Below are 25,088 nucleotides of genomic sequence, written 5' to 3' on the forward strand. Positions count from 1 at the left end.
TCATTGCGTTTGTGTCTTTCATGGCCGGGCCACTGCTGGTCGGCCTCGGGTTGACGCTGGGGCTTGAGCATCTGCTGCTGAAACAGATGACGACACCGCCAGCCGCATTCTGGCGTCGCCCCGTCAGCGCCAGGCTGGCACATGTCGGGTACTGGTGCGCCAGCTGGTCACTGTGCACCTTGATCACCCAGCGCCCCTGGTTCTCGCTGATCGTCGTCAATGCGCTGTGGCTGGTGGTGCTTCAGGTCAGCCACACCAAGTACGTGTCGCTGCGCGAACCCTTCCTCAGCCAGGACTTCGAGTACTTCACCGACGCCATCAAGCACCCGCGCCTGTACATCCCCTTCTTCGGCATCGGGCTGACCATCGCCGCGACCTCGGCCGGGGCGCTGGCGATCGGTCTGGGACTCTGGCTAGAGCCCGCGCTGGGCTTCTCCGCCGCCTACTCAGGCAACGCCGCTGTGTGGCTGGTGCCGTTGATCAGCGTACTGATCGGCGCGAGCGTCCTGGTCTACGCCCTGGGCAACCGTCTGACCAGCAAGGTAATGCTGGTGCCCGAGTTCGACCTGAGCGAGCTGGGCATGGTGGCCTACCTGCTGGCCTATGCGCGGCTGGCGCGTCGCCCGCTGACGCCGCTGCGCAATCCGTTGGAGGAGGCACAGCGCGAACTCGAGGCCACCTTGCGCGAACTCGATGACGAGGATGCCACCAAGGCACTGCCCCATGTGGTCAGCGTGCAGAGCGAATCCTTCTTCGATGCTCGCCGCGTCTATCCCCGGGTACGTGACGACCTGCTGCCGAACCTGGACCGCTGCCACTTCACCGCACTGGCCCAGGGGCTGCCGTGTGGTCGTCTGGCCGTGCCGGCGTGGGGCGCCAATACCGTGCGCACCGAAACCGCCTTCCTGACGGGCCTGACCGCCGAAGAGCTCGGCGTGCACCAGTTCAACCCCTACCATCAGCTGGCGCGTCGCGCCGTGCCCAATCTGGCCGCCAACTACAAGGCAATGGGCTATCGCACGCTGTGCATCCATCCCTATCCCGGCACCTTCTACCTGCGCAATCAGGTGCTGAAACAGCTCGGTTTCGATGAATTCCTCGACATCGCCCACTTCAGCGATGCCGACAGGAGTGGCCAGTACATCAGCGATGCCGCCGTGGCGGCCAAGGTCGAAGACTGTCTGCTGGAAGCCGGCGATACGCCGTTGTTCATCCAGGTGATCACCATGGAGAATCACGGCCCGCTGCACCTGGAAACCTTCGACAGCGCACGTCTGCCGGAGTGGTACGACGGAGACCTGTCGGAGAACTGTCAGGAACTGGGCATCTATCTGCGTCATCTGGTGAATGCCGACGCGATGATCGATCAGCTCACCACCGCGCTGGCGCGACTGCCGCGCGGCGGGCTGCTGTGTTTCTATGGAGACCATGTGCCGATCATGCCCGAGGTCTATGCGACCCTGGGCGAGCCCAATGGCGTGACCGACAGCTTCATCTGGTCCAGCGCCCTGCCGGAGTCCGACGACACCGCCCGCCAGACCATGGCGGCCGTGCGCGACAAGGATCCGGAGCTGATGGAGTGGGCCCTCGACTGCGAAGGGCCCTTCAAGACTGACGAGCAATGCCGCAAGGGCGACCCGCGCGTCATCAATATCGATACATTAGGAAGTGCGCTGCTGAAGGCGACCGCGAAACATGCTCGCCACAGTGCCGTGACTCAGAAGTTCAGGAGCTTGTCATGACCCGACGCGTTGCCATCATCGGCGCAGCCAGCCGTTTCCCCGGCACCACTCAGGCCACCCTGTGGGACGACCTCCTGGCCGGCAAGGACATGGTGACCGAAGTCGCCGACGACCGCTGGAGCAAGGAGTCTCTCTCGCACCCGGACAAGAAAGCCCCGGGCATGAGCTACAGCTTCGCCGCAGGTTCACTGGGCGACATCACCGGCTTTGACCCGGCCTTCTTCGGCATCAGCCCGCGCGAAGCCGCCAGCATGGACCCTCAGCAACGCATGCTGCTGGAGATGAGCTGGGAAGCCATCGAGCACGCCGGTATCCCGGCCGAGAAGATGCGCGGCTCACGCTGTGGCGTCTTCATGGGCATCGCGAGCCTGGATTATTCCTATCGCATGGCGGATGACCTCAGCGCCATCGGCCCGAATACCGCGACCGGCAATACCTCCAGCGTGGCCTCCAACCGCCTGTCGTATGCCTTCGACCTGCACGGCCCGAGCCTGTCGCTGGATACCGCCTGCTCTTCTTCAATGGTCGCCTTCCACCAGGCCTGCCAGTCGATCCGAAGCGGCGAGACCGACATGGCGCTGACCGGCGGCATCAGCCTGCACCTGCATCCGTACGGCTTCCTGATCTTCTCCAAGGCCACGATGCTGTCGAAGACCGGCCGCTGTCAGGTATTCGATGAGGCCGGCGACGGCTATGCGCGCTCCGAAGGCGGCGGCGTCTTCCTGCTCAAGGATCTCGACCAGGCCATCGCCGATGGCGATCGCATTCTCGCCGTGGTGGCCTCTTCCGTGGTCAATACCGATGGCTACAAGTCCGGCCTGACCGTGCCCAACCCGTCGGCGCAGATCCAGCTGATGGAACAGGCCTGCGAGCAGGCCGGCATCAGGCCGGACGATATCGACTATCTTGAGGCCCATGGTACCGGCACCGCGGTCGGTGACCCGCTGGAAACCCGCGCCATCGGCGCCGCCATCGGCCAGAAGCGCTCCAGCCCGCTGCCGATCGGCTCGATCAAGAGCAACATGGGCCACCTGGAAACCGCCTCTGGCGTGGCAGGCCTGGCCAAGGCACTCGGCGTGATCGCGCACCGTGAAGTGCCCGCGACGATCAAGATCCAGCGCCTGAATCCGAAGATTCGTAGCGACGAGTGGAATCTGGATATCGTCACCCAGCCGCGCAAGCTCAAGGCGGACGGGCGTCTGGTAGTCGGCGTCAACTCCTTCGGCTTCGGTGGTGCCAATGCCCACGTGCTGCTGGAAAGTGCTCCCGAACAGTCGGTAGCGCAACCGCACACTGAAGGTGAACAGACGCCGCCGCTGCGGCTGAGTGCCCGCTCCCCACAGGCGCTCAAGCAATCCGCACTGGAGCTGGCCGAGCACCTGCGTGAGCTCGCCGCCCACGACATGGCGCCAATCCTCTACGATCTCGCCTGGCAGCTGGCCGCCCGCCGCGAGCACCATGTGCATGGCGCCCTGCTCAGCGCAGATACCTTCACCACCCTGCTTGAGGACCTCGACACCCTCGGCAGCGAGGGAGATCTCGGTGACCATCCGCGTATCACCCTGGTGGACCGTCTGCCGGCATTGCCGAGCGCCAGCGACAATGGTGCTTCGCCGCGCCATGGCGCAAACGCCCTCAGCAGCGTGCAGCAGGAGCGCGGCCCGGTGTTCGTGTACTCCGGCAATGGCTGCCAGTGGGCCGGCATGGGCCGTGCCCTGCTGGAAGAATCCGCCAGCGTGCGCGCCTGCCTGGAGCGCCTCGACGCCGCCTTCCGCGACTTCAATGGCTTCGAGCTGCTCAAGGAGCTGGACGGCAGCCTGAGCGAGAAAGGCGAGAACCGCCTGGACGCCACCGAGATCGCCCAGCCGACGCTGTTCGCGCTGCAGGTCGCGGTCACCGAGTGGCTGATCGAGCGCGGTATCCGCCCTGCTGCCGTCACCGGCCACAGTGTCGGTGAAGTCGCTGCCGCCTGGGCCAGTGGCGCGCTGACGCTCGAACAGGCCACCCGCGTCATCTTCCAGCGCAGCTATCACCAGGGGCGCACCCGTGGCACCGGCGCGATGATGGCCGTCGGCCTCGGCGAGTGCGAAATGCGCGAATGGCTGGAGCAGCCGCAATGGGCATCGCTGTCACTGGCTGGCATCAATGGCCCGCGCGGCACCACCCTGGCCGGCGAGCGTGAGCTGCTGGAAGCGCTGAGCAAGGAGCTCTCCGCCCAGGGCACCTTCGCGCGAGTACTGGGACTGGATTACGCCTTCCACAGCCCGGCGATGGACCCGATCAAGCCCGGCCTGCTCGAGTCCCTCGACGGCCTGACGCCCCGCGCCACCCATACCCCGTTCATCTCCACCGTCACCGGCAGCGTCATTGCCGGCGAGCAGCTGGATGCACGCTACTGGTGGGAGAACATCCGTCAGCCGGTCATGTTCGAGGCCGCCGTCACCTCACTGGTCAACTGGCACTCCGACGCGGAAGAGAACGCTGCCCTCGGCCGACATCGCCTGCTGGTCGAGATCGGCGCACACCCGATCCTGCGCAGCTACCTGAACGACATCCTCAAGGCGCGCAGTGACGAGGCGCCCGCCGGCCAGGTGCTCGCCAGTCTCGACCGTCGCCATGCCGGGCTAGATGCCCTGGAGCACCTGCGCGGTCGCGTACTGCTCTCCGGCGCCGTCGACATCACCGGCCTGTTCCCGGTCGCCGGTCAGTTCATCGAGCTGCCAAGCTACCCGTGGCAACGCATCCCGTGCTGGATCCAGACCACCAGCGAAAGCCAGCGTCTGCTGGATCGTCATTACGTTCATCCGCTGCTCGGCTATCGTCTCGCCCAGCAACGCCTGACCTGGGAAGCCCAGCTCGACACCCAGAAGGTCGCGTGGCTGGCCGATCACCAGGTCGGCGAGAGTTCCGTCTTCCCGGGCGCCGGCTATCTGGAGCAATGCCTGGCCGCCGCCCACGAATGGCAGGCCGCCAGCGCCGATGCGGACAGCCTGCCCGACGTGCTGGATCTGGAAGACTTCGAGATTCGCGCCCCGCTGCTGCTCGATGACAGCACGCTGCGTCTGACCCGCCTGTCGCTGGACAGCGCCAATGGCGCCATGCGTCTGGAGAGTCGTGAGACACGCGCGGAAGATGCCGACAAGTGGAATCTGCACGCCGTGGCGCGCGCCTTCACCGCCACGCGTGGACGCCTGCTGGAGCGAGCCGCCCCGATCATGCCCACTCGCGCCGCCGATTTCGGCCGCGATGAGCACGTGGCGGCTGCCGCGCAACTCGGCCTGCATTACGGCCCGCACTTCCGCGCCGCCGAGCAGATCTGGGTCGACGCGGGCGCCGACCACCACGCACCGGGCACTGCGCGTCCGCAGGTGCTGGCCCGTTTCTCGCTGACCGAGGAAATGGCCAGCCAGGACGCCGACTTCCACCTGCACCCCGGCGTGCTCGATAGCGCCTTCCAGCTGTTCATTCCGCTGCTGGGCGTGCTCAAGGGCCAGATGGCGGCCAGCAATGGCATGGCCTTCGTGCCGGTGCGTGTCGGTCGCCTGCAGGTGCGTGAGCAGGTACGCGCCTCGCAGATCGTCACCGCGCGTGTCGTGCTGCGCTCGCGTGGCCCGCACTCCCTATGTGCCGACTTCGAGCTGTTCGATGCCGAAGGCCGCGCCGTGGCGGTTGCCGAAGAGGCCCGCTTCCGCGCCGTACGCCTGGGACGTGATGGCACGGCGCATCTGGATTATCTGGATATCGAACTGACTGCCGCCCCGCACCCGCTCACTCAGCCGTCCTCGCCGGCGCTGGATCTCGCAGGCCTGGTGAATGACGCCATGCAGGCCACAGAGGCTGCCGATGGTGGTGACGTAGGTGATGAGAATGTTGGTGAGAGCGACGCGACCGCCGCCAGCGCACAGGCGCTGCTGGCCGACAGCCAATGCTTCCGCGATGAGCTGGAGCCGCTGCTCGACAGCCTGATGCTCGCCAGCGTCCACGAGACCCTGCTGCGTCACGCCGCGCCGGGTGACCCGGAGCTGGCCCATCTGGATCACGAGGCACTGTCGCGCTGGCAGCGCCGTTGTCCGCTGTTCAGCCGTGCCCTGCTCGACTGGGCCGAGTCACAAGGCCTGACGGAAGCACTCGATAGCGGCGACTGGCAGATCAACTCGCTGGATCTGCCCGCCGCCAATGACATCTGGCAGCTGCTGGTACGCGACTACCCGGGCCAGTTCCCGTTGACGCATGCCGCCGGTCGCCTGCACCTGCACCTGGATGAATGGCTCAATCGCGGCATGCCGTTGGGCGGGACTCAGTTAGAAGGGGCTCAGTCAGAAAGGACTCAGTTGGACGGCACCGCTGATGAAGTGGTGGCAGATCGCGAGGCGCTGCTCTCGACGGACGCCAGTGCCGCACTGGAGCATCTGCGCCAGCCGCTGATCCCGACGCTGCTCAAGACGGCGGTCGGCAATGCCGGCTGGCAGTGGTTGAGCGCACAGCTCGATCAACGCATCAGCAGCGCGCTTGCCACACTGCCTGCCGGCAAGCGCCTCGATGTGCTGGAGCTGGGTGCCGGCGGCCCCTGGCTGGGCCAGCGTCTCACGACACTGCGCGAGGCGGATGCACGCAATGGTCGCTACTCAGCGCTGGATTACCGCTTCGTGGCCGCCAGTGCCGGTGCCCTCAGTGAAGCCAATCGCCTGCAGGATGACTTGCCGCTGATCGACGTGATCGCGGGCGAGGCCTTCCAGGACACCGCCACGCCCCGCAAGACGCAGCTCGCCATCGTGCATCTGGACTTCGAGGCACCGTCACAGGCGCGCGAGCTGCTGACAGCGCTGATCGCCCGTCTGGCCCCCGGCGCGCAGCTGCTGCTGTGTGGCTGTGAACCGGCGGCCTGGGCCGGGCCGATTCTGGCCCTCGATGATGGTGAGCAGCTGCGCAGTCATCCGGGCATCGCGCAATGGCAGCGCCTCTTGACCCAGCTGGGCCTCGACATCGAGTCACCAGCGCCTGCCAGCGATAGCCTGGCCAGCGATAGCCTGGCCAGCGATCAAACATCAGGCGCCTGGTGGCTGTCCGCGACGCTTGCCGCTCAGGCACCGCTTGCGGCTCAGGCACCGCTTGCCCCTCTTACGAAAACCGCTGAAGGCCAGACGGCGGCAGGTGAATCAATCGAGAGTGAATCAGTGGAAGGCGAAGCAGTGGCAAGCCAAGCCGCCACGCTCTCCATCGCGCTGCTGGATAGCCCGCAGGCACCGGCGGATCAGGCACTGCTGACGCGCTTGAGCGACTCACTGACCGCGCGTGGTCATCAGGTCAGCCATCAGCGCCTGTCAGCCACTCTTCCAGCCAACGTCTCCGCATTGATCGAGCAGCTTGGCGACGTTGATCACCTGATCGCGCTGCCCAGCGCGGCGGCGACAACTGAGCAGAATGATACGGACAGCACCAACGCCCTCCAGTGCACACGCCAACAGCTGCTGACACAGGTCGCCCAGGCCTTTGACAGCGCCCAGGAGCAAGACGATAGCCGCCTCGCCCCGACCCTATGGGTGCTGACACATGACGTGGCGACGCTGTGGCAGACAAGCGACGCCCCCGTAGCGACTCCACCGGCGGATGCAGCCAGCTGGGGCTTTGCGCGCAGTCTGGCCAATGAGAGCCAGTCGCTGGCCATCCGCCTGCTGGATACACCTACGCTTGAGCACGATGCCGTCAGCATGCCTGCCTTGATGGGCGCGCTGGTGCAGGAACTCGAAGCGCCGGATCACGAACAGGAAGTGGTGCTGGATGCCACTGGCGCACGCTTCGCGACACGCCTGCGTCAGATGGCGGCGCCTCAGCAGACCACTGGCGCAGAGAATGCCCGCTTGCAGGCCCCGGGCGCTCAGCGCCACGCCGTCAGCCTCGGCTTCAGCCAGCCCGGTCAATTGCGCAATCTGGAATGGCAGCCTCGCATTCTGCCCGCCGTGGCAGCCGGCGAAGTGGAAGTGCGTGTCGAGGCGACCGGCCTCAACTTCCGCGATGTCATGTACACCCTCGGCCTGCTGTCGGATGAAGCCATCGAACACGGCTTCTCCGGCCCGAGCCTGGGACTCGAGTTCTCCGGCATCGTCACTCAGGCCGGCGCCAATGCCGAATTCAAGGTTGGCGAGCGCGTGGTCGGCTTCGGCCCCGCCAGCTTCTCCGACCGTCTGGTGATTGCCGACACGGCGCTGGCCCATGTGCCCCACGGCGTCAGCCTGGAAGCCGCGGCGACCATCCCGACCACCTTCTTCACCGTCTACTACGCGCTCAAGCATCTGGCACGGCTGGAAGAAGGCGAGAAGGTACTGATTCACGGCGCCGCCGGCGGCGTGGGCATCGCAGCATTGCAGATCGCCGAGTGGCTGGGCGCCGAGGTGTTCGCCACCGTCGGCTCGCCGGCCAAGCGTGACTTCCTCGCGCTGATGGGCATCGACAACGTCTATGACTCGCGCAGCCATGGCTTCGCTGAGGATATCCTGGCCGATCTTGCCGCACGTCAGCAGCGGGATCCGTCCGTGGATGCGCGTGGTGTCGATGTGGTGCTCAATTCGCTGGCCGGTGAAGCCATCGCCCAGAATCTGCGCGTGCTCAAGCCGTTCGGGCGCTTCTGTGAGCTGGGCAAGCGCGACTTCTACGAGAACACCCCGATGGGGCTGCGCCCGTTCCGCAACAACTTGAGCTATTTCGGCATCGATTCCGATCAGCTGATGAAGGAATGCCCGGGCCTGACCACGCGTCTGTTCCGCGAGATGATGGCGCTGTTCGAGGACGGCACCCTGGCGCCGCTGCCCTACACCACCTTCGATGCCAGTCAGGTGGTCGAGGCCTTCCGCTACATGCAGCAGGCCCGCCAGATCGGCAAGGTCGTCGTCACTCAGCGCGTCGCCGAACACGCCGCTGAGCAGACAGCTAGTGCAGTGCCCTCTCGTTCCGACGCACTAGCGGCCAATGCAAAGACACTGACGGTCGACCCGGCGGGCAGCTATCTGGTCACTGGTGGTCTGGGCGGCTTTGGCCTGCGCAGCGCCGAGTGGTTGGCCGCGATGGGCGCGCGCGAGCTGGTCCTGCTCGGGCGCTCCGGCGCGGCCAGTGAAGAAGCCCAGCAAGGCGTCGCGCGTCTCGAGGCCCGGGGCGTGAACGTGCATGCGCTGGCCTGTGATGTCGCCGATGACGCCGCGTTATCAAAGGTGTTCGCACGCTTCGGCAAGTCCGCTGACGGCGGTGGCATCGCACCGCTCAAGGGCATCATCCATGCCGCCGCGGTGATCGATGATGCGCTGATTCGCCATCTCGATGCCGAGCGCATCCAGCGCGTGATGACGCCGAAGCTGGAAGGCGCGCGCCTGCTGGATCGCCTGAGTGCCGGGCATGCGCTGGACTTCTTCGTGCTCTACTCCTCGGCCACCACCCTGTTCGGGAACCCGGGGCAGAGCGTCTACGTGGCGGCCAACCACTGGCTGGAAGGGCTCGCCGCCAACCGTCGTGCGCGTGGCCTGCCCGCCACCTGCGCACGCTGGGGCGCGATCGAGGATGCCGGCTTCCTGGCACGCAACGAGAAGACCCGCGAAGCACTCAAGAATCGCCTCGGCGGTGATGCGCTGATGGCAGACCACGCGCTGGCCTGTCTCGGCGAGATGATCAATGCAGATCAGCACGCCCAGGCACTCGGCCTGCCGGGTCGCTCACTGGGCGTGCTGGAACTGGACTGGGGCGCGCTTGCACGCTTCCTGCCGACCGCCGCCACGCCCCGCTTCGAGGAAATCGCCCGCCGCGCCGGTGAGGATGACAACAGCCAGGCGCAGCAGGATGATATTGCCGCGGCACTGGCGGGCTTGAGCGGCGAAGCGCTGCAGACCGCCATCGTCGAGATTCTCAAGGGCGAGCTGAGCAAGATTCTGTTGATCGACGCCAGCGCCATCGACGTCAACAAGAGCGTCTACGACATGGGCTTCGACTCGCTGATGGGGGTCGAACTGATGACGGCGGTCGAGGCACGCCTAGGCATCAGCATTCCGGTGATGATGATCAGTGAAGCCGCCACCCTGTGGCGACTCGCGGAGCGCCTGATGCACAAGATGGGCAATGCCGACGGCGAAGAGGCCGAAAGCAATTCCGAAGACCAGGCCATGGCGCAGCTGGTGAAGCAGCATGGCGGCGAGACGGCGACCATGACAGAGCGGGGAGAGATGGTGAGCAAGTAGCCACCTCCACCCGGTACCCAGCCCACGCCATGATGCCGAATGGCAGGTGTGGGCTGGTGCCATGCGCCATCTTGGCGTAACGTCGACCCATTCGCGCAACAATGACAGGCAGACGGACATCGCCAGATCGGGCCCTGACAGCAGTCCCCGCTCTCGCCAAGGCCCATGCCTCGTCAGCGCACACGATCAGCTTGAAGATACCCGACGGGCGGAGAGCCAAGGCTCTTTCGCCCGTTTTTGGGTCAGCATCACACGTGTAAGGAAATCGACTCTTGGCAACCCGCAATTCCCCAGGTTCATCCGCCAGTGACATGAAGCAGCAACTGCTCGACAAGGCGCGTGCGCGCCGCACTCGCCCGGCCAATACGCAGTCGAATGATGAGGATATCTTCGCCCACAAGAGCGCTGAACCGCTTCAGATCAGCGACGATTTCGTGCGCTTCGATCGCCAACCCGGCTATCAGCAGCTCAGCATGATGCAGCAGGCCGGTGCCGCCTTTGGCGTGCCGGAGCCCTTCTTCCGCGTGCATGAAGGCTGTGCCGGTGCCACGACGCGTATCGAGGGGCGTGAGCTGGTCAACTTCGCCAGCTACAACTACCTCGACTACTCGCGCCATCCGGAAGTGGTCAAGGCGGCTGCAGACGCTGCCGCGCACTATGGCACCTCGGTGTCGGCCTCACGCGCGGTTTCCGGCGAACGTCCGATCCACCAGCAGCTGGAAGCCGCCGTCGCGCGTACCTACGACGTCGAGGATGCGGTGGTCTTCGTCAGTGGCCACGCCACCAATGTCTCCACGCTGGGCTATCTGCTCGGCCCGAAGGACTTGATCCTGCATGACGAGTGGATCCACAACAGCTCGCTGGTCGGCGCCCAGCTCTCCGGCGCCCGGCGCATGCCCTTCGCGCACAATGACCCGGACGCGCTGGAGGCGCTGTTGCGTGCCCAGCGGGGCAAGTTCGAGCGCGTGCTGATCGTCACCGAAGGCCTCTACAGCATGGACGGCGATGTACCGGACCTGCCGCGCCTGATCGCTCTCAAGCAGAAGTACCGCTGCTGGCTGATGGTCGATGAAGCCCACTCCTTCGGCGTGCTCGGCGAGCGCGGTCTCGGCCTGAGGGAGCATTACGACATCGCTGCGCGTGACGTCGATATCTGGATGGGCACGATGAGCAAGACGCTGTCCGGCTGCGGTGGCTATATCGCCGGCTGCAAGGAGCTGGTCAGCATGCTGCGCTACTTCGCGCCGGGCTTCCTCTACTCGGTGGGCATGCCGGCCCAGGTCGCCGCCCCGTCGCTGAAGATTCTCGAACTGCTCCAGGGCGACGATGCCAGACAGCGTATCGCGCGTTTGCACGCCGTCTCCGGCTACTTCCTCAAGCGCGCCCGCGCACTGGGGCTCGATGTCGGCGACAGCCTGGGCGTTGCCGTCGTACCGGTGATTCTGGGCAGCTCCCTGGTGGCCGCGCGCCTCTCCAACCAGCTGTTCGAGGCCGGCTTCAATGTCCAACCCATCCTGCACCCCGCCGTGCCGGAGAAGAGCGCGCGACTGCGCTTCTTCCTCTCCTGCGAGCACACCGAAGCGCAGGTCGACGCCGTCCTCGACACGCTCATGCAGCAACTGAGCAATATCAAGGCGGGGCTCTAACTCCCCAGCTATTCGATGCTCCATAAACGACACAGCCCCGCTTTTCAGCGGGGCTGTGTCGTTTATACGCATGTAAACCTGCTGAGCCTGCTATATCCCTAAACTTTAATGCATTATCTAAATGTGGGACTGGTGAAGTAATACGAACTTGGTTCGCCTCCCATGGACGGACTGATTCCGTTGCTCGCTAATGCAAAGAACGATCTTGGGATGAATGCCACTATTGTCCAAGACAAACAAAATAATTCCGCACCGGATTACGACATACTGTATATTCAGGTCGAGATGATCATTACGATTCCTGCCATGACTCCTCGACATTATCTATACAGAGCTTACAAATCAGCGTTGATACATGACTGTCCAGGACAACGGAGTTTCCGACTCATCCCCATGAAGTACCAATACACGCGGCAATTACATGGATGTACGCAAGATGTCACAATCAACAAGTCTCTCCCTGACAGGGAAAATCGACACTGGTTTCTCACGATTTCTCTGTCAGGTATTGAATGCTATCAAGACTGGCATGCTCTGGCTGATCGGCCTGATGATCCTGGCTTTGCTACCCTTTGCCATCTTTGAATACGGTGAAGGCCTGGCAGATATTTCGCTACTCGAATGGGCGTTCATGGCACTGCTTGGCTTGCTTCTGTGGCGGCATGTCAATTACTGCCAGCATTTCTCGACGGGGTTCTGGAAGGGAGCCAGTCGCTTGCTGATTTCCCTCGGAATTCTGACAGTAGTGGAGCTGGTCGTGATTGGCCTGTGTGAAATATTTCTCTGGCAGTCAGAATACGAAGATCTCCCAAAGAATTATCTTCTGGATGATGATCCGCTCGTAAAATTGGCAACTTATGCCAGCCTGCTGGTGGCACTCTACCTATCAGCACCTACTGCAAATCGGCGCGCCATGACAACGAATGAGCCACAAGCGCAAGGGGACACACGCGCCCCCGAAAAAGCAGAACCTGCCACGAGTGATACATTCAAGGAGCCCACACTGTGAAGTCCATATTCAGCAAATACACGTCTTGCGCCTTACTTGTCACGCTGGCATTCACACTGGCACCAACCGCTCAGGCCAGAGACCACTCGGAGCGCTTGATCCAGAGTTGTCACGAGCTGGTCGGAATCTATGCCAAAAGGGACGAGAAGAATCTCCTGGCTGGCGTCACGACAAGCGTGTCAGAGGCCCTGCAGGCCGGCTACTGCATGGGCGTACTGGATGAGTACCGTCGCCATGACAGGTGTTATTCCAGTGACTGGTTCACGCAGGCACAAAAGGTAGCGGACATGTCAGTCGATTACAGCAAGCGCATCTCGCTCAATGAATTGCTGGAGTACTCTTGTGAGCGAAGCTGACAAGGGTAACTGGCGCGAAATATCTTCTGTGTACGAGGACTTGCTCTGCCGCAAGGTGGGGTTGAGCAAGCCTCTCAGTCGGCACGGCAAACTCTTGAACTCCATCAAGACGCTTGTCAGTGCACTGAGCCCCTCCCTCAAGCACAAGGATGATGTCTCTCGCAGACCTGATCGCAGCAAGACGCAACACCTGCGTCTGGATTACACACCGCTCGGTCACGGCTGTGACAGCCGGAACCGAGTGCGAATCCACCCAGGCGATATCACGCTGCTCTGGAACGCCATCCTGCTACAGGGGATCTTCGGTGAGCCCAAGGTCGTCATTCAGCTCCTTGAGCAGGAAAAGATACGCACCGAGCTGGTCGAGTGGGCACGTGAGCTGTTCTTCGAACGGCAATCCCTGGCGGGCCTGGGCCTGTTGCGCCAGGAATTGATTCACTTGCTGGAACGTTTGCCAGATGCCGACCTGAAGACGGAGGAACTGCCCAACCCCTTCGCCGATGCATTGCCGCAGATGGGACTGGGCCATCTACAGGGAAACGTACTCAAGGGGCTGGCCGCGCAGACGGCGGCCCTCTCCCAGGGGGACAGCATGATGGCCGCCTACTTGAGTGGTGATCTCGAAAAGGCCTATCAACAAGCGCTCCCGATCGAGACGGACAACGAGGTCCTGGCGAAATATCGCAAGCTGATCATCCGACGATACGAGGATGCGACCTCCTTCGACGAACTGCTGGACACCTTCCGCAAAAAAGATGTCTGAAGCATGCGGGTTGTGGAATCCACAAATAAATACTGGTTTCGTCAACCAAGACGGAGCCAGTCATGCCAACCATCGATACCATCCTCGCCCGCTGTCCCCATGAGGTCAGCAGATGTTACCAGTCCAAGGCCATCCAGATAGATCAGGCCATGGCCAATGGCACGCCCTACCGATCACTTGGCGGAAAACGCCTGCGCTGCCGCAAAGGCTATCTGCGCTTCAAGATCGGCCATGCCTGGCGCCTGCTCTATCAGCTGACCGCCAATGGCTATGAGCCCTGTGCCTTGATCAGTCGTCAGAGTTTCGATCGTGAGATGAAACGAAGGCGGGACATCAAGTTCTGCAATCACCCCTCACAGGAGTCTTGATCATGAATGCCATCGTTTCTCTGAACCAACCCCTCGTGGATCGCCACGGACTGGACATGAATGTCAGCCGTCTCGACTTTGCTCGTCTGAAGCACAAGTACACGGCCTCCAGCGAAGCCGAAATGTCAGTTGAGTCCTGGGACAAGGCGGAGCGTGAGTATCGCCGCTTCCTGTCACTCAAGGCCTTCTACCCTGCTGTCTCGCTCGTGCCCAGCAAGGAAGTCGATGCCTTATGGCATGCGCACATCCTGGACACGCGTGCTTACCGCGAAGACTGCCACCAGGTATTCGGTCGCTTCATTGACCACTACCCCTACTTCGGCATCTACGGTGAAGACGACTACCAGCAATTGAAGGATGCCTTTGCACAGACGGTAGCGCTGTATGAAAAGCACTTTGGCGCCTATCCGGGCGGCGGCGCTGAGTCACAGGCCATGCGTTGTGGTGGCGACCATAAGTGTCACGTCCCATCCGCATGCGCCTGTCGCGGTGGCCCTGGAGCTTGTCAGTAATAGACCGGCAGCCGACTCAAAGTTATTTCAAACAATCGATACAAAGAGACCCAAGACAATGAAAAACACTACCAAGACTCAAGCCACTACATCCAAATCCCCTGCACACAAAACCCCGGCTCCGAAAGCGCCGAATCTGCCGAGCACGACCGGCAATCGTTCAGGCGGTGGTCGTGGCAACAATCCACCCAAGCGCTCTTGATGGGGGTGTCTGTGCTCTTCTGAGTGACTGACACACCCCACAACGAAAACGCGGCCCTGCTTTTCAGCGGGGCCGCGTTTTTTATCACGACAGGAATCAGTGGCGGAGCCAGGTATCAGTGACTCAAGACTGCTCAGCCATCAGCTCGCTCAGCACCTGCTCGAACACTTCCTTGGGCTGAGCACCGCTGAGGGCACTGCGGCGGTTGAAGACGAAGGTCGGCACGCTGGAGATCCCCATCTGCTTCCAGTGGTTCTCATGCTGGACCACCTGCTCACGTGCCTCGGCGTCATCGAGTTGCGCAAGCCCTTCCGTGGCATCCAGCCCGACCGCTGCCAGCGAGTCCGCCATCACGGCGCGGTCCGACATGTCCTTCTGCAGCGTGAAGAAGTCCGCGAAGAACTGCATCATCAGGTCATGCTGCATGCCTTGCTCGGCGGCGTACTCGAGCAGTACGTGCAGCTCGAAGGTATTGACCATGCGCATGTCGTCGAAGTAGTTGAAGACCAGCCCTTCCTCAGCCGCCAGATTGGCGAGGTTCTGGCGCGCCTCGACACTGCCCTTGGGCGTGGTGCCATACTTGCGTTCAGAGTGCGCGCGCAGGTTCTCGCCATGGGCCGGCATGTCCGGGTTCAGCTCGAAGGGCTGCCATTCGATCTCGACCTTGTCTTCCAGGCCCAGTGACTGAATGGCACTCTCGAGGCGTTTGTAGCCAATGATGCACCACGGGCACACCACATCGGAGACGATGTCGATCTTGAGCTTGTCTTGCATATCCATTCTCCTGAGCGGCGAGGCAACACGCCTCACCGCTCGTCAATATTCGTGAGCGACTGCTCAAATTTGCGCGTACTGTAGACCCCGTGCGTGCTCAGGTCAAAGCCTCTCCAGAGTTCCGAAGTGCCAAGCGCTGAACCTCGAGAGCGTCATGCGCTGAACGCTGTCGCCTCTTCAGGTCTGACATTCCATGCAGACATCCCGATCAGCCATGCTTGGCTTGGGCTTTATAACAAGCAGCGGGCGACGCTGCCTCAAGGCGACGCTCATGGGCGCGCAGCGTGCCCCAGACGATCGCCAGCCAGTAGGCGTAGACCATCACGCCGCTGGCCTGGGAGAACATCACCCAGGTCATCCCGAAGTCGAGGAAGGTCAGCGGCAGCAGTACCCCGGCGACAGCCAGTGAGCGCAATGTCAGGTCATCGCTGTCCAGGCGACGATAGAAGAGGCGCAGCGGCACTAGATAGAGGGCCAGCAACGCAAGCAGCCCCAACACCCCGCGCTTGACCCACGCATCGAGAAACTCGTTATGGGGATGCTCATACGGCTGCACATGGCGGCTCAGCTCGCCCTGTTCGATCATCGCATCACGCGCCTCGGCGTAACCGGTCTCGCCCCTGCCCAGCCACGGCTGCTCGGCAATCATCAACAAGGCGCCCCGCCACATCTCGAGGCGCGCCCCCGCCGAGGTGCCGGCATTACGGTCCTCCACATACTTCGTGACATCCGAGACGCCGGCTTCGACACGTTGCTGGATACCGGTCGCCGGCGTCATCACCATCAGGGCGATCACCCCGGCACACATGAAGACGCCCAGCCGCAACACACGCCGCGAGATCACCTCACCATAACTGCGATACAGCACCCAGGCGGCAAACGGGAAGCCGATCCAACCGCCGCGCGTCCCCGACATCAAGGAGCCGATGATGCCGAACGCACCGCCGATCAACAGCGCCAGCAACCAATAGCGCCGCCGAGCTCCCACCTGACTCATCGCCCAGCCAAGGCCTGCCAGACACATCAGCCCCATCAACATGCAGATATCGCCGAAGTTGATGGTATTGGTGAAGCCACCCGCACGATGCACACCCCACACCAGCTTCTGCCACATCGCCCAGCTGCCGGTCAGCACACTGCCGAGGATCAACCCTCCCCACATGGCCCCAAGCGAGGGGGGGCACGACAACACCAGCAACAGCACCGGCACAGCCAGCAACAGACGAATCGGCACGCCTGTCGTCTGCCATGCATCCCCCTGCAGCAAGATGCTCACCAGCAACAGGGCCGCGAGGCCTGCCACCACGCCGATCACTGCCAGGTCTTCCTTGTGGGCGGCCCCCAACAGCGCGCGCGGCTCTCGCAGCAAGCAATAGCCACTGATCAACACCAGCAACGCCGGTCCCAAGCTATAGCCAGAAGGCATCACCAGGCTGAGCAAGCCGAACAGGAAGACATTGCAGGAAACGGCGCGCGAGATCATGGGAGAAAAATACGGGGAAACACCGGACGAATCCGAGCTCGCAACAGAAGCGAATGGCGGCATACCTGGCCTTCCTGATCCAATGATGACGATGTAAATGGCGATACGGGCAACTCAACCGAATACGGCAAAGCGCCATCGTGAGCTTGATGAGCGGGGTAGCCTGACACAACTGCCCTCCTCCTTGGCATCAGGCGCGCAGCATGAAAGTCATCACCTGCTCCCTCTACCCCCGTACCTGTGAACCCATACGAAAACGCCGCATCACGAGGATGCGGCGTTTTCGTTGGCAAGCCAGAACACAGTATCAATCGTTGCCGAACAGATCGCGGGTGTAGACCTTGTCGACCACATCAGCGAGCTCTTCCGCCATGCGATTACTCAGGATGACATCCGCTTCCTGCTTGAATGCCTCGAGATCACGCATGACGCGTGAACCGAAGAAGGTGTCTTCTTCCAGCACCGGCTCGTATACCACCACTTCCACGCCCTTGGCCTTGATGCGCTTCATCACACCCTGCATGGCACTGGCGCGGAAGTTGTCAGAGCCGGACTTCATCACCAGGCGATATACCCCCACCACCTGCGGATTGCGCTTGAGCACGGATTCCGCAATGAAATCCTTGCGCGTGGTGTTGGCATCGACAATGGCCTGGATCATGTTGTTGGGCACTTCCTGATAATTGGCCAACAACTGCTTGGTATCCTTCGGCAGACAGTAGCCCCCATACCCGAATGACGGGTTGTGGTAATGCTGCCCGATGCGCGGGTCCAGTCCCACACCTTCGATGATCTGCTTGGCATCCAGGCCATGTGACTCGGCGTAGGTATCCAGCTCATTGAAGTAGGCAACGCGCATTGCCAGATAGGTATTGGCAAACAGCTTGATGGCTTCCGCCTCAGTGCTGTCAGTGAAGAGCACATCAACACCCTGCTTGATCGCGCCTTCCTTGAGCAGACCAGCGAACACCTCGGCACGCTCGGAGCGCTCACCGACGATGATGCGAGACGGATGCAGATTGTCGTACAGCGCCTTGCCTTCGCGCAGGAACTCCGGCGAGAAGATCAGATTCTCGGTATTGAAGCACCCGCGCGCCTCTACCGTATAGCCCACCGGGACAGTGGACTTGATTACCATCACCGCCTCAGGATTGATGTCGCGCACATCCTGAATCACCGACTCCACACTGGAAGTATTGAAGTAGTTGGTAATGGTATCGTAATCCGTCGGCGTCGCGATGATCACGAAATCGGCACCACGATAGGCCTCTTCCTTGTCGAGGGTAGCGCGGAAATTCAGGTCCCCACGCGCCAGAAACTCGTCAATCTCGGCGTCTTCAATCGGTGCGACACCACGGTTCAGCCCTTCCACCTTGCCTGGCACGATATCCAGTGCGATCACTTCATGATGCTGTGCGAGCAGCATGGCGTTGGAGAGGCCGACATAGCCGGTGCCTGCGATGGCAATTTTCATTCCATAATTCCTATATTCGTTCATATATCAATTGACATCCGCCCACTCGAAAATTCAAGCATTGCGATGGCTACACCAAGAGCCGACTGTCGTCAAAAGGATACTGGCCACAAAGGATAACGTTGTTTAGCCATAACCCGCACTTCAAACCTGAGCTCGAATCGACGCAAATTTCTAATATGAGCAGCACGAGGTGCCCCGTTAACAACGAAAGGAGCCAAGTATCAAAAAATTCCAGCGATACCCCCGACAGAAAGACACAGAAGGCCCCGATCCACAGGATCGGGGCCTTCTTTCGTGTCAGCTGCGCAGAAACAACTAAGCAGCTTACAAGCTACCGGCTAATGTCATGTGCTCAGCGCTTGGTGAAGTTGTTGCGCACCAGGTCGACTACGTCATCCATGCGCCCATTGAGCACCGCCTTGGCGGAGTAGAGCGCGGTGGAGGCGACCTGGCCGGCCTCCACATGCGGCGGCATCACCAGCTCCATGCGGTTGACCTTGACCTCGAGCACCCCGGGGCCGTCCTGGGCCAGCAGGCTCTGTACCGCCTCATCCAGCTCGTGCTTCTCCTCGACGCGACGCCCCCACAGCCCCATCGACTGTGCCAGCAGCGAGAAGTCGGGATTCTCGAGCTCGGTGTAGGTATCGAGAATGCCCTCGACTTTCTGCTCGAGCTCGACGAAGCCCAGCGTGCTGTTGTTGAAGATGACGATCTTGAGCGGGATCTTCTCCTGCTTGAGAGTCAGCAGGTCCCCCATCAGCATGGCAAGACCACCATCGCCACACATGGCGATCACCTGACGCTGCGGGTAGGCCTTCTGGATGCCGATGGCCTGAGGGTAGGCATTGGCCATGGTGCCGTGCATCAGGCTCGGCAGCGTGCGGCGCTTGCCGTTGGCCCGAATATGACGCAGGCACCAGACCATCGGGCTGCCGCCATCGGCGGTGAAGACGGCGTCTTCGCTGGCGTGGCGATCCAGCGCCAGTGTCAGCTCCTGCGGGTGGATGAGGCGCTCGTCATCGGAGGTGACGGCGGCATCGTCTCGCGCCTCGAGATACTTCTTGCGGCAGCTGTCGAGCCAGGCGCTGTCATCACGCGGGTCGACGCGGGTCAGCAGCGCCGCGCAGGTGTCCTTGACGCTACCGACGACCCCGAGATCCACCGGGTGGCGAATACCGATCTTGCCGGGGTCCAGATCGACCTGGATCACCGTCGCCTTGTCCGGATAGAACTGGGTCCAGGCGAAGCTGCAACCGAGCAGCAGCAAGGTGTCACACTCCGCAACGGCCTCGTAGCCGCCCTGCAGCCCGAACACGCCGGTCATGCCGACCTCGAGCTCATTGTCGGGCTCGATGAAGTCCTTGGCGCGCGACGTCCAGGCTATTGGCGCCTTGAGCCGCCGTGCCAGCGCCAGCACTTCCTCCTGCGCGTGCTGACAGCCGATACCGGCATAGATCGAGACCTTGCCCGGCGCATTCAGTGCCTCGGCGACGGCGGCCAGCTCCTGCTCGCCGGGGCGAATCACCGGGGCGAAGCGATGGGCACGCCACGGCAGCGAGCCCTTGGGCTTCTGAGTGAACAGATCCCCCGGCACGATCAGCACCGCGACCCCGCCTTCCGCCAGTGCCTTCTGCGCCGCAATGGCGACCATGCGGCGGGCATTCTCGGGATTGGTCAGGTACTCGCAGAACACGCTGTACTGGGAATAGAGCGCCTTCTGATCCACATCCTGCGGGAAGCCGACGCCCATCTCGCTGGTATCGATCTGCGAGGCAATGAACACCACCGGCGCACCATTGCGATGTGATTCGATCAGACCATTCAGAAAGTGCGTGCTGCCCGGCCCACAGGTACCGGCACAGCAGGAAAGCTCGCCACTGATGAAAGACTCGCCCCCTGCCGCGAAACCGGCCACCTCCTCGTGCCGCACATGCACCCACTCCATCTCGGAGCGCCGAATGGCGTCGGTGAAGTGGTTGATGGTGTCACCCACGATGCCGTAGCAACGCTTGGCGCCGGCCTCAAGCAATGAATCGACGATGATCTCGGAGACGGACGCTGACGAAGATGTGGTTAGTGCCATGGAGGTGCTTTCCTTTTCCGGTGAACTTTCGGGTCAGGATGAGCAATGCATTCACTCATTCGAATAAACAGTGAACAAGACCTTGGGTCCAAGCCGCGGAAAACAATGGCCAGCCTCGAAACTCACGCTGGCACACGGCGTTGCGTCCTGGGTGAGAATCGCCAGTTCGTGAACACTGTCCCCTTTTTCACCTCCCGACTCTTATCCCTGCTCCCTCTCTGCTCCTACCACTAGTCCCCTCTCCCCCCCGCTCTCTATCCCCCTCCCGCCTCTGTACGCTGGCCTGCCACCATCGGGCCAGGCTGCGCATCGGCGTTATTTTCTTTGTATTTCAAGAAGTTAATGTCGGAAGACAATCAATTTACATATGAATGAAAAAATACTGAAAAATTTCACTTGCGCGATTTTACTCGCCGTCTATTTTCATTTGTGACGCGTGAAGATTCATCGAGTGCTGTATCAGCTGCAGCGCATTCACTGACGATGGATGGGGACCTAGCCGGTTCGATGAATGGCGACGTCCCAGCCCCCGCTCCCATGACAACAATAAAATCTGCTCTCGATATTCCTGTCGGCTTGTCAGGTGTCTGACGAGATCTGGCGTGGAGCATCAGGGCCCCTTCCTGGAGGCACCCCAGTGACAGCAACACGCAATCCCGCAGCGGCTGAGCGCGCTGGCAGCAACGGCGTTCCGCGCTCGTCCGGTCTGCTTGGCGACTACGACAAGGGGCTGTTCTGGCCCGTCCTCAGCATCTACACCCTGATCATGATCTATGCCCTCGCGGCGCCGGAGCAGACCGGCGCGGCGTTGTCCGGCATACGTGACTTCCTGATCTTCAATTTCGGCTGGAGCTTCGTGCTCGGGGTCGCCGCGACGCTGATCTTCAGCTTCTATCTGTTGCTCAGCCCCTTCGGCGGCATCCGCCTGGGGCCGGATGATTCACGCCCTGAGTTCAGCTATGTGGCGTGGATCTCGATGATCTTCAGCTGCGGGCTGGGCATCGGCTTCGTGTTCTTCAGCGTCGCCGAGCCATTGACGCACCTCTACACCTCCTCGCATGTGCAGGACCTCAATCAGGTCGGCCAGCAGGCCGGGGTCTCGACCGCGATCCGCAACACCCTGATGGACTGGGGCATGAATGGCTGGGCGCTGTTTGCCGTGGCCGCCTGGGCCATCGCCTTTCCGGCCTATCGCCTCGGGCAGCCGCTGACGGTCGCCACCGGCCTCTACGGTCTTCTGGGGGAGCGCTGCAACAGCAGTCTGTGGGGCAAGCTTGCCAACGGGCTTGGCGTGATCGGCACCATCGGCGGCAATGCCACCATGATCGGGCTGGGCGTCACCTCCATCAGCTATGCCTTGAAGGTGCTGTTCGGACTCGAGTTCGGCGCCTTCGGTCAGGCCATGGTGATGCTGGTGATCATCATCGCCTATGTGGCATCGGCGGCGACCGGCATCGAGCGCGGCATCAAGTACCTCAGCCTGCTCAACATGATCGTGGCCGGCGCCATTCTGCTGGCGCTGCTGGCCTTCGGTCACGCCCCGGCGCAGTACCTGCTGAACATGATCACCCAGCAGTTCGGTGACTACTTCGGCTCGGTATTCGTCAACCAGTTCTGGACCGACGCGGGCAGCTTCGAACAGCGCGAGTGGGTGGGCTGGTGGATGATCTTCTACTGGCTCTGGTACATCTCCTACATCCCCTTCTGCGGCGGTTTCATCGCGCGCATCTCCCGCGGCCGCACCCTGCGCGAATTCGTGTTCGGCGTGGTGGTGGTGCCGATGCTGCTGTCGATCGTGTGGTTCAGCATCTGGGGTGGCTCGGCCGGCTATGCCGAGGTCAATCAGATCGTGCCGCTGTGGCAAAGCGTGCAGGGCAATCCGGAATCAGGCATCTACCTGTTGCTGCAGAGCATGCCCGGCGGCTGGTGGCTGTGCCTCGCAGTGCTGTTCAACATCGTCGTCTTCGCCGTCACCACCTCGGATTCGGCCTCGTTCTTCTCGGCCATGCAGGTCTCCAATGGCAACGAGAACCCGAAGATCCTGATGCGCCTGCTGTGGGGCGTGATCATCGGTGTCACCGGCATCGTCTTCCAGCTCGCAGGTGGCTTCAACGCCATCAAGAGCCTGGCGATCGTGGTCGGCGCGCCCTTCTTCCTCGTCAGCATCGCTTACATGTTCTCGGTCTATCGCATGCTCAAGGCGACCCATGAACAGCCCGCGACGGCCATGCAGCCGGCCCATCAGGTAAAGCCGATGCCTGCCGAAGCCGCTGAGCCGGAAGCCCCGAGTGCTGTCACGTCCGCCACGCCAGCTAGTACGCCCGCGCCAACGTCGCCCGCCCTCCCGGGGTCGGGAAGCCAGCCCATCCCGGGCGCGACCTGAGCGGCATGACGGGCTCACGTCGCCTCGAGCAGGCAAGCCACCCGAGCGCAACGCGCACGAACCGACACCGCCATTGATCGCCAATGACACTGATCACCAACAACGATCACCAATGACAACGATCGCCAACAACAAGACGGATGGTGACCCACGATGACTGTCAAGCAGCCTTACAATCCTCACTACGACCCTCTCAAGGACAGCTCCCCGGGCGAAGGAGTGGATTATGCGCCGAGCTACTGGCGCTACCACGCAGGGCCGCCGCCCGAGGATGATGGCCCGGTCACTGACGACATGGAGGCCGACGTAGTGCTGATCGGTGCCGGCTTCACCGGCCTTGCCACGGCGATGTTCCTGGCGCGTGAGCATGGCATCAAGGCAGTGGTGCTGGAGGCCAATCAGATCGGCTGGGGCTGCACCAGCCGCAATGGCGGCCAGGGCCATCTGGCCTGGGGGCGCCTGAGCCGCAGCCAGTGGGTCAGGAAATGGGGCGTCGACATGGCGCGCCAGCTGCACGCCAATAGCCTGGAGGGGTTCGAGGTCTTCAAGTCCCTGACCCAGGACCCGGAGGTGGATTGCGAACCTCAGCCACTGGGCAACCTGCTGATCGCCCATAGCCCGCAGGCCATGCAGCATCTCGAGGCCGAATCGCGCCTGTGCAACAACATCCTCGGCTACCGGACCCGAACGCTGGACCGCGCGTCAGTGCATCGTGACTTCATGGGCGATCAGGAGAGTCACGGTGCGATGCTGGAGCCAGAGGGCATCGCCGTGCAGCCGCTCAAGCTGGCCTACAGCTATGCGCGTATCGCGCGCCGCCATGGCGCCCGAATCCACACCAGCAGCCCGGTGCAGCACTGGACGACCGAGAACGGCATCCACTATCTGCAGACGCCGGGTGGCACGGTCAAGGCTCGCGCGGTGGGCATCGCCACGGCGGGCTATACCAGCCCCAACCTTCACTCGCTGACCGCCTATCGCAACATGCCGATCATGGCCAACTCGGTGTGGACGCGCACGCTGACCGACGATGAGATCGAGGCCTGCGGCCTGCATTCCACCATCTTCGCCACGGACACCCGCAAGCTGCGCCACTACTACCGACTGCTGCCCGAGAAGCGCCTGCAGATCGGGACGCGCAGTGCCATCAGTGGCGCGGATGCGCAGAACGCCCGGCATCTGGATGTGGTGCATGAGGCCATCGCGCGCAAGTTCCCGGCGCTGGCCGGCATCGAGACGCCGTGGTTCTCGCATGGCTGGATGGATATCTCCCACGACATGATGCCGCGCATCGTGCAGCCAGACCCCAAGCAGCAGATCTTCTACTCCCAGGGCTACAGCGGCAACGGCGTGTCGTTCTCGGCCTATGCCTCCAGGCAGCTGGCCGCGCTGATCGCCGGGCAGTCGCTGCCGGAGGTCCATCTGCCGATCTTCAACTCGCCGCTACCCGCCCATCCGCTCAGGCCGATCCGGCGCATGGGCCAGCACCTGCTCTACAAGTATTTCCAGGTGCTGGACAAGGTGAGCTGAGTCACGCGCCGCGCGAGTTGCGCCACTGATCGCCCCTATCACTTCCCGCTATCACTTCCCGACACGCCGCGGCGCTCTCGAATCCCGTCGCGACACCTCCCACTGACATGCCTCCTTTGGCATGCAAGCACCAGAGAGACGCACCATGAATCGTGAACAGATGACCGCCATGTTCGATGCCTTCAATCGCCACGCCATCGATGAGGTCATGGAGTACTTCGCCGACGATGTGGTCTTCGATACCGTGTCCGGCGATGAGGCGCACGGCACGCGTATCGTCGGCAAGGCCGCCGTGCGCGACGCCTTCGTGAATACCTGGACGACCATGCCCGATGTGCAGTGGGCCAAGGGCGAGTTCTTCTTCGCCGATCAGCGCGTCGTCTCCGAATGCACCTTCATGGCGACCCAGCCGGATGGCCTGCGTGTCGAGGCCGATAGCGTGGATCTCTTCACCCTCGAGAAGGGCAAGATCACCCGCAAACAGGCCTTCCGCAAGCAGCGACCGGCCTTTACGCCAGCCGCGTGATCGTCACGCGCAGCACAG

General features: G+C 62.4%; 15 protein-coding genes. 11 read left to right on the forward strand and 4 right to left on the reverse strand.

Annotation, left to right across the window (positions count from 1 at the left end):
• Positions 1 to 20 precede the first annotated feature (20 nt).
• The 8 genes from QD208_RS14085 to QD208_RS14120 all read left to right on the forward strand — a co-directional run bounded on the left by QD208_RS14085 (position 21) and on the right by QD208_RS14120 (position 14,612).
• Positions 21 to 1,742 (forward strand): LTA synthase family protein, encoded by a 1,722-nt coding sequence (locus tag QD208_RS14085; protein ID WP_279837187.1) that lies wholly within the window; start codon positions 21 to 23, stop codon positions 1,740 to 1,742.
• Positions 1,739 to 9,958 carry a type I polyketide synthase gene (locus QD208_RS14090; protein WP_279837188.1) on the forward strand — a complete coding sequence of 2,740 codons (8,220 nt, stop codon included), beginning with the start codon at positions 1,739 to 1,741 and terminating at the stop codon, positions 9,956 to 9,958. The genes QD208_RS14085 and QD208_RS14090 overlap by 4 nt, the downstream gene beginning before the upstream one ends.
• Positions 9,959 to 10,269: 311 nt before the next feature.
• Positions 10,270 to 11,604: an aminotransferase class I/II-fold pyridoxal phosphate-dependent enzyme gene (locus QD208_RS14095; protein ID WP_279837219.1), complete on the forward strand. Its 1,335-nt coding sequence runs from the start codon at positions 10,270 to 10,272 to the stop codon at positions 11,602 to 11,604.
• A 421-nt stretch (positions 11,605 to 12,025) separates the two neighbouring features.
• On the forward strand, positions 12,026 to 12,613 hold the full coding sequence (locus QD208_RS14100) for a hypothetical protein (RefSeq protein ID WP_279837189.1): 588 nt from the start codon (positions 12,026 to 12,028) through the stop codon (positions 12,611 to 12,613).
• On the forward strand, positions 12,610 to 12,969 hold the full coding sequence (locus QD208_RS14105) for a hypothetical protein (protein WP_279837190.1): 360 nt from the start codon (positions 12,610 to 12,612) through the stop codon (positions 12,967 to 12,969). Before QD208_RS14100 ends, QD208_RS14105 begins: the two co-directional genes overlap by 4 nt.
• The gene (locus tag QD208_RS14110; protein ID WP_279837191.1) at positions 12,956 to 13,732 is read left to right on the forward strand and encodes a hypothetical protein; all 777 of its coding nucleotides are present in this window, start codon (positions 12,956 to 12,958) and stop codon (positions 13,730 to 13,732) included. The genes QD208_RS14105 and QD208_RS14110 overlap by 14 nt, the downstream gene beginning before the upstream one ends.
• Before the next feature lie 62 nt (positions 13,733 to 13,794).
• The gene (locus QD208_RS14115; RefSeq protein ID WP_279837192.1) at positions 13,795 to 14,100 is read left to right on the forward strand and encodes a hypothetical protein; all 306 of its coding nucleotides are present in this window, start codon (positions 13,795 to 13,797) and stop codon (positions 14,098 to 14,100) included.
• 2 nt (positions 14,101 to 14,102) lie between these two features.
• Positions 14,103 to 14,612: a glycine-rich domain-containing protein-like gene (locus QD208_RS14120; protein ID WP_279837193.1), complete on the forward strand. Its 510-nt coding sequence runs from the start codon at positions 14,103 to 14,105 to the stop codon at positions 14,610 to 14,612.
• 325 nt (positions 14,613 to 14,937) lie between these two features.
• Here QD208_RS14120 and QD208_RS14125 read toward each other — a convergent pair whose 3' ends face one another.
• From QD208_RS14125 to QD208_RS14140, 4 genes are all read right to left on the reverse strand, one after another.
• Positions 14,938 to 15,588, reverse strand: a complete 651-nt coding sequence (locus tag QD208_RS14125; protein WP_054557317.1) for a DsbA family oxidoreductase — start codon at positions 15,586 to 15,588, stop codon at positions 14,938 to 14,940.
• Between the two features lie 208 nt (positions 15,589 to 15,796).
• Positions 15,797 to 17,134, reverse strand: coding sequence for an O-antigen ligase family protein (locus QD208_RS14130; RefSeq protein ID WP_279837194.1), 1,338 nt, complete (start codon positions 17,132 to 17,134; stop codon positions 15,797 to 15,799).
• A 244-nt stretch (positions 17,135 to 17,378) separates the two neighbouring features.
• Positions 17,379 to 18,545, reverse strand: coding sequence for a nucleotide sugar dehydrogenase (locus tag QD208_RS14135; protein WP_279837195.1), 1,167 nt, complete (start codon positions 18,543 to 18,545; stop codon positions 17,379 to 17,381).
• Between the two features lie 355 nt (positions 18,546 to 18,900).
• Positions 18,901 to 20,631, reverse strand: coding sequence for a thiamine pyrophosphate-dependent enzyme (locus QD208_RS14140; protein WP_279837196.1), 1,731 nt, complete (start codon positions 20,629 to 20,631; stop codon positions 18,901 to 18,903).
• A 637-nt stretch (positions 20,632 to 21,268) separates the two neighbouring features.
• On the opposite strand from QD208_RS14140, the gene QD208_RS14145 reads away from it, so the two are divergent.
• The 3 genes from QD208_RS14145 to QD208_RS14155 all read left to right on the forward strand — a co-directional run bounded on the left by QD208_RS14145 (position 21,269) and on the right by QD208_RS14155 (position 25,070).
• On the forward strand, positions 21,269 to 23,014 hold the full coding sequence (locus QD208_RS14145; protein ID WP_279837197.1) for a BCCT family transporter: 1,746 nt from the start codon (positions 21,269 to 21,271) through the stop codon (positions 23,012 to 23,014).
• Positions 23,015 to 23,167: 153 nt separating this feature from the next.
• Entirely contained in the window at positions 23,168 to 24,544 is a 1,377-nt protein-coding gene (locus tag QD208_RS14150; protein ID WP_279837199.1) for an FAD-binding oxidoreductase, read from the forward strand.
• 145 nt (positions 24,545 to 24,689) lie between these two features.
• Positions 24,690 to 25,070 (forward strand): nuclear transport factor 2 family protein, encoded by a 381-nt coding sequence (locus QD208_RS14155; RefSeq protein ID WP_216060339.1) that lies wholly within the window; start codon positions 24,690 to 24,692, stop codon positions 25,068 to 25,070.
• Positions 25,071 to 25,088 lie beyond the last annotated feature (18 nt).

It is taken from the genome of Cobetia sp. 29-18-1, assembly GCF_029846405.1.
GTDB classification, from domain to species: Bacteria; Pseudomonadota; Gammaproteobacteria; order Pseudomonadales; family Halomonadaceae; genus Cobetia; species Cobetia amphilecti.

Bases quoted from the DNA above. Each gene is read 5' to 3' on its own strand.
- QD208_RS14155 (WP_216060339.1), top strand. From the start codon at position 24,690: ATGAATCGTGAACAGATGACCGCCATGTTCGATGCCTTCAATCGCCAC.
- QD208_RS14130 (WP_279837194.1), bottom strand. From the start codon at position 17,134: ATGCCGCCATTCGCTTCTGTTGCGAGCTCGGATTCGTCCGGTGTTTCC.
- QD208_RS14095 (WP_279837219.1), top strand. From the start codon at position 10,270: ATGAAGCAGCAACTGCTCGACAAGGCGCGTGCGCGCCGCACTCGCCCG.
- QD208_RS14115 (WP_279837192.1), top strand. From the start codon at position 13,795: ATGCCAACCATCGATACCATCCTCGCCCGCTGTCCCCATGAGGTCAGC.
- QD208_RS14090 (WP_279837188.1), top strand. From the start codon at position 1,739: ATGACCCGACGCGTTGCCATCATCGGCGCAGCCAGCCGTTTCCCCGGC.
- QD208_RS14100 (WP_279837189.1), top strand. From the start codon at position 12,026: ATGGATGTACGCAAGATGTCACAATCAACAAGTCTCTCCCTGACAGGG.
- QD208_RS14150 (WP_279837199.1), top strand. From the start codon at position 23,168: ATGACTGTCAAGCAGCCTTACAATCCTCACTACGACCCTCTCAAGGAC.
- QD208_RS14140 (WP_279837196.1), bottom strand. From the start codon at position 20,631: ATGGCACTAACCACATCTTCGTCAGCGTCCGTCTCCGAGATCATCGTC.
- QD208_RS14085 (WP_279837187.1), top strand. From the start codon at position 21: ATGGCCGGGCCACTGCTGGTCGGCCTCGGGTTGACGCTGGGGCTTGAG.
- QD208_RS14135 (WP_279837195.1), bottom strand. From the start codon at position 18,545: ATGAAAATTGCCATCGCAGGCACCGGCTATGTCGGCCTCTCCAACGCC.
- QD208_RS14120 (WP_279837193.1), top strand. From the start codon at position 14,103: ATGAATGCCATCGTTTCTCTGAACCAACCCCTCGTGGATCGCCACGGA.
- QD208_RS14125 (WP_054557317.1), bottom strand. From the start codon at position 15,588: ATGCAAGACAAGCTCAAGATCGACATCGTCTCCGATGTGGTGTGCCCG.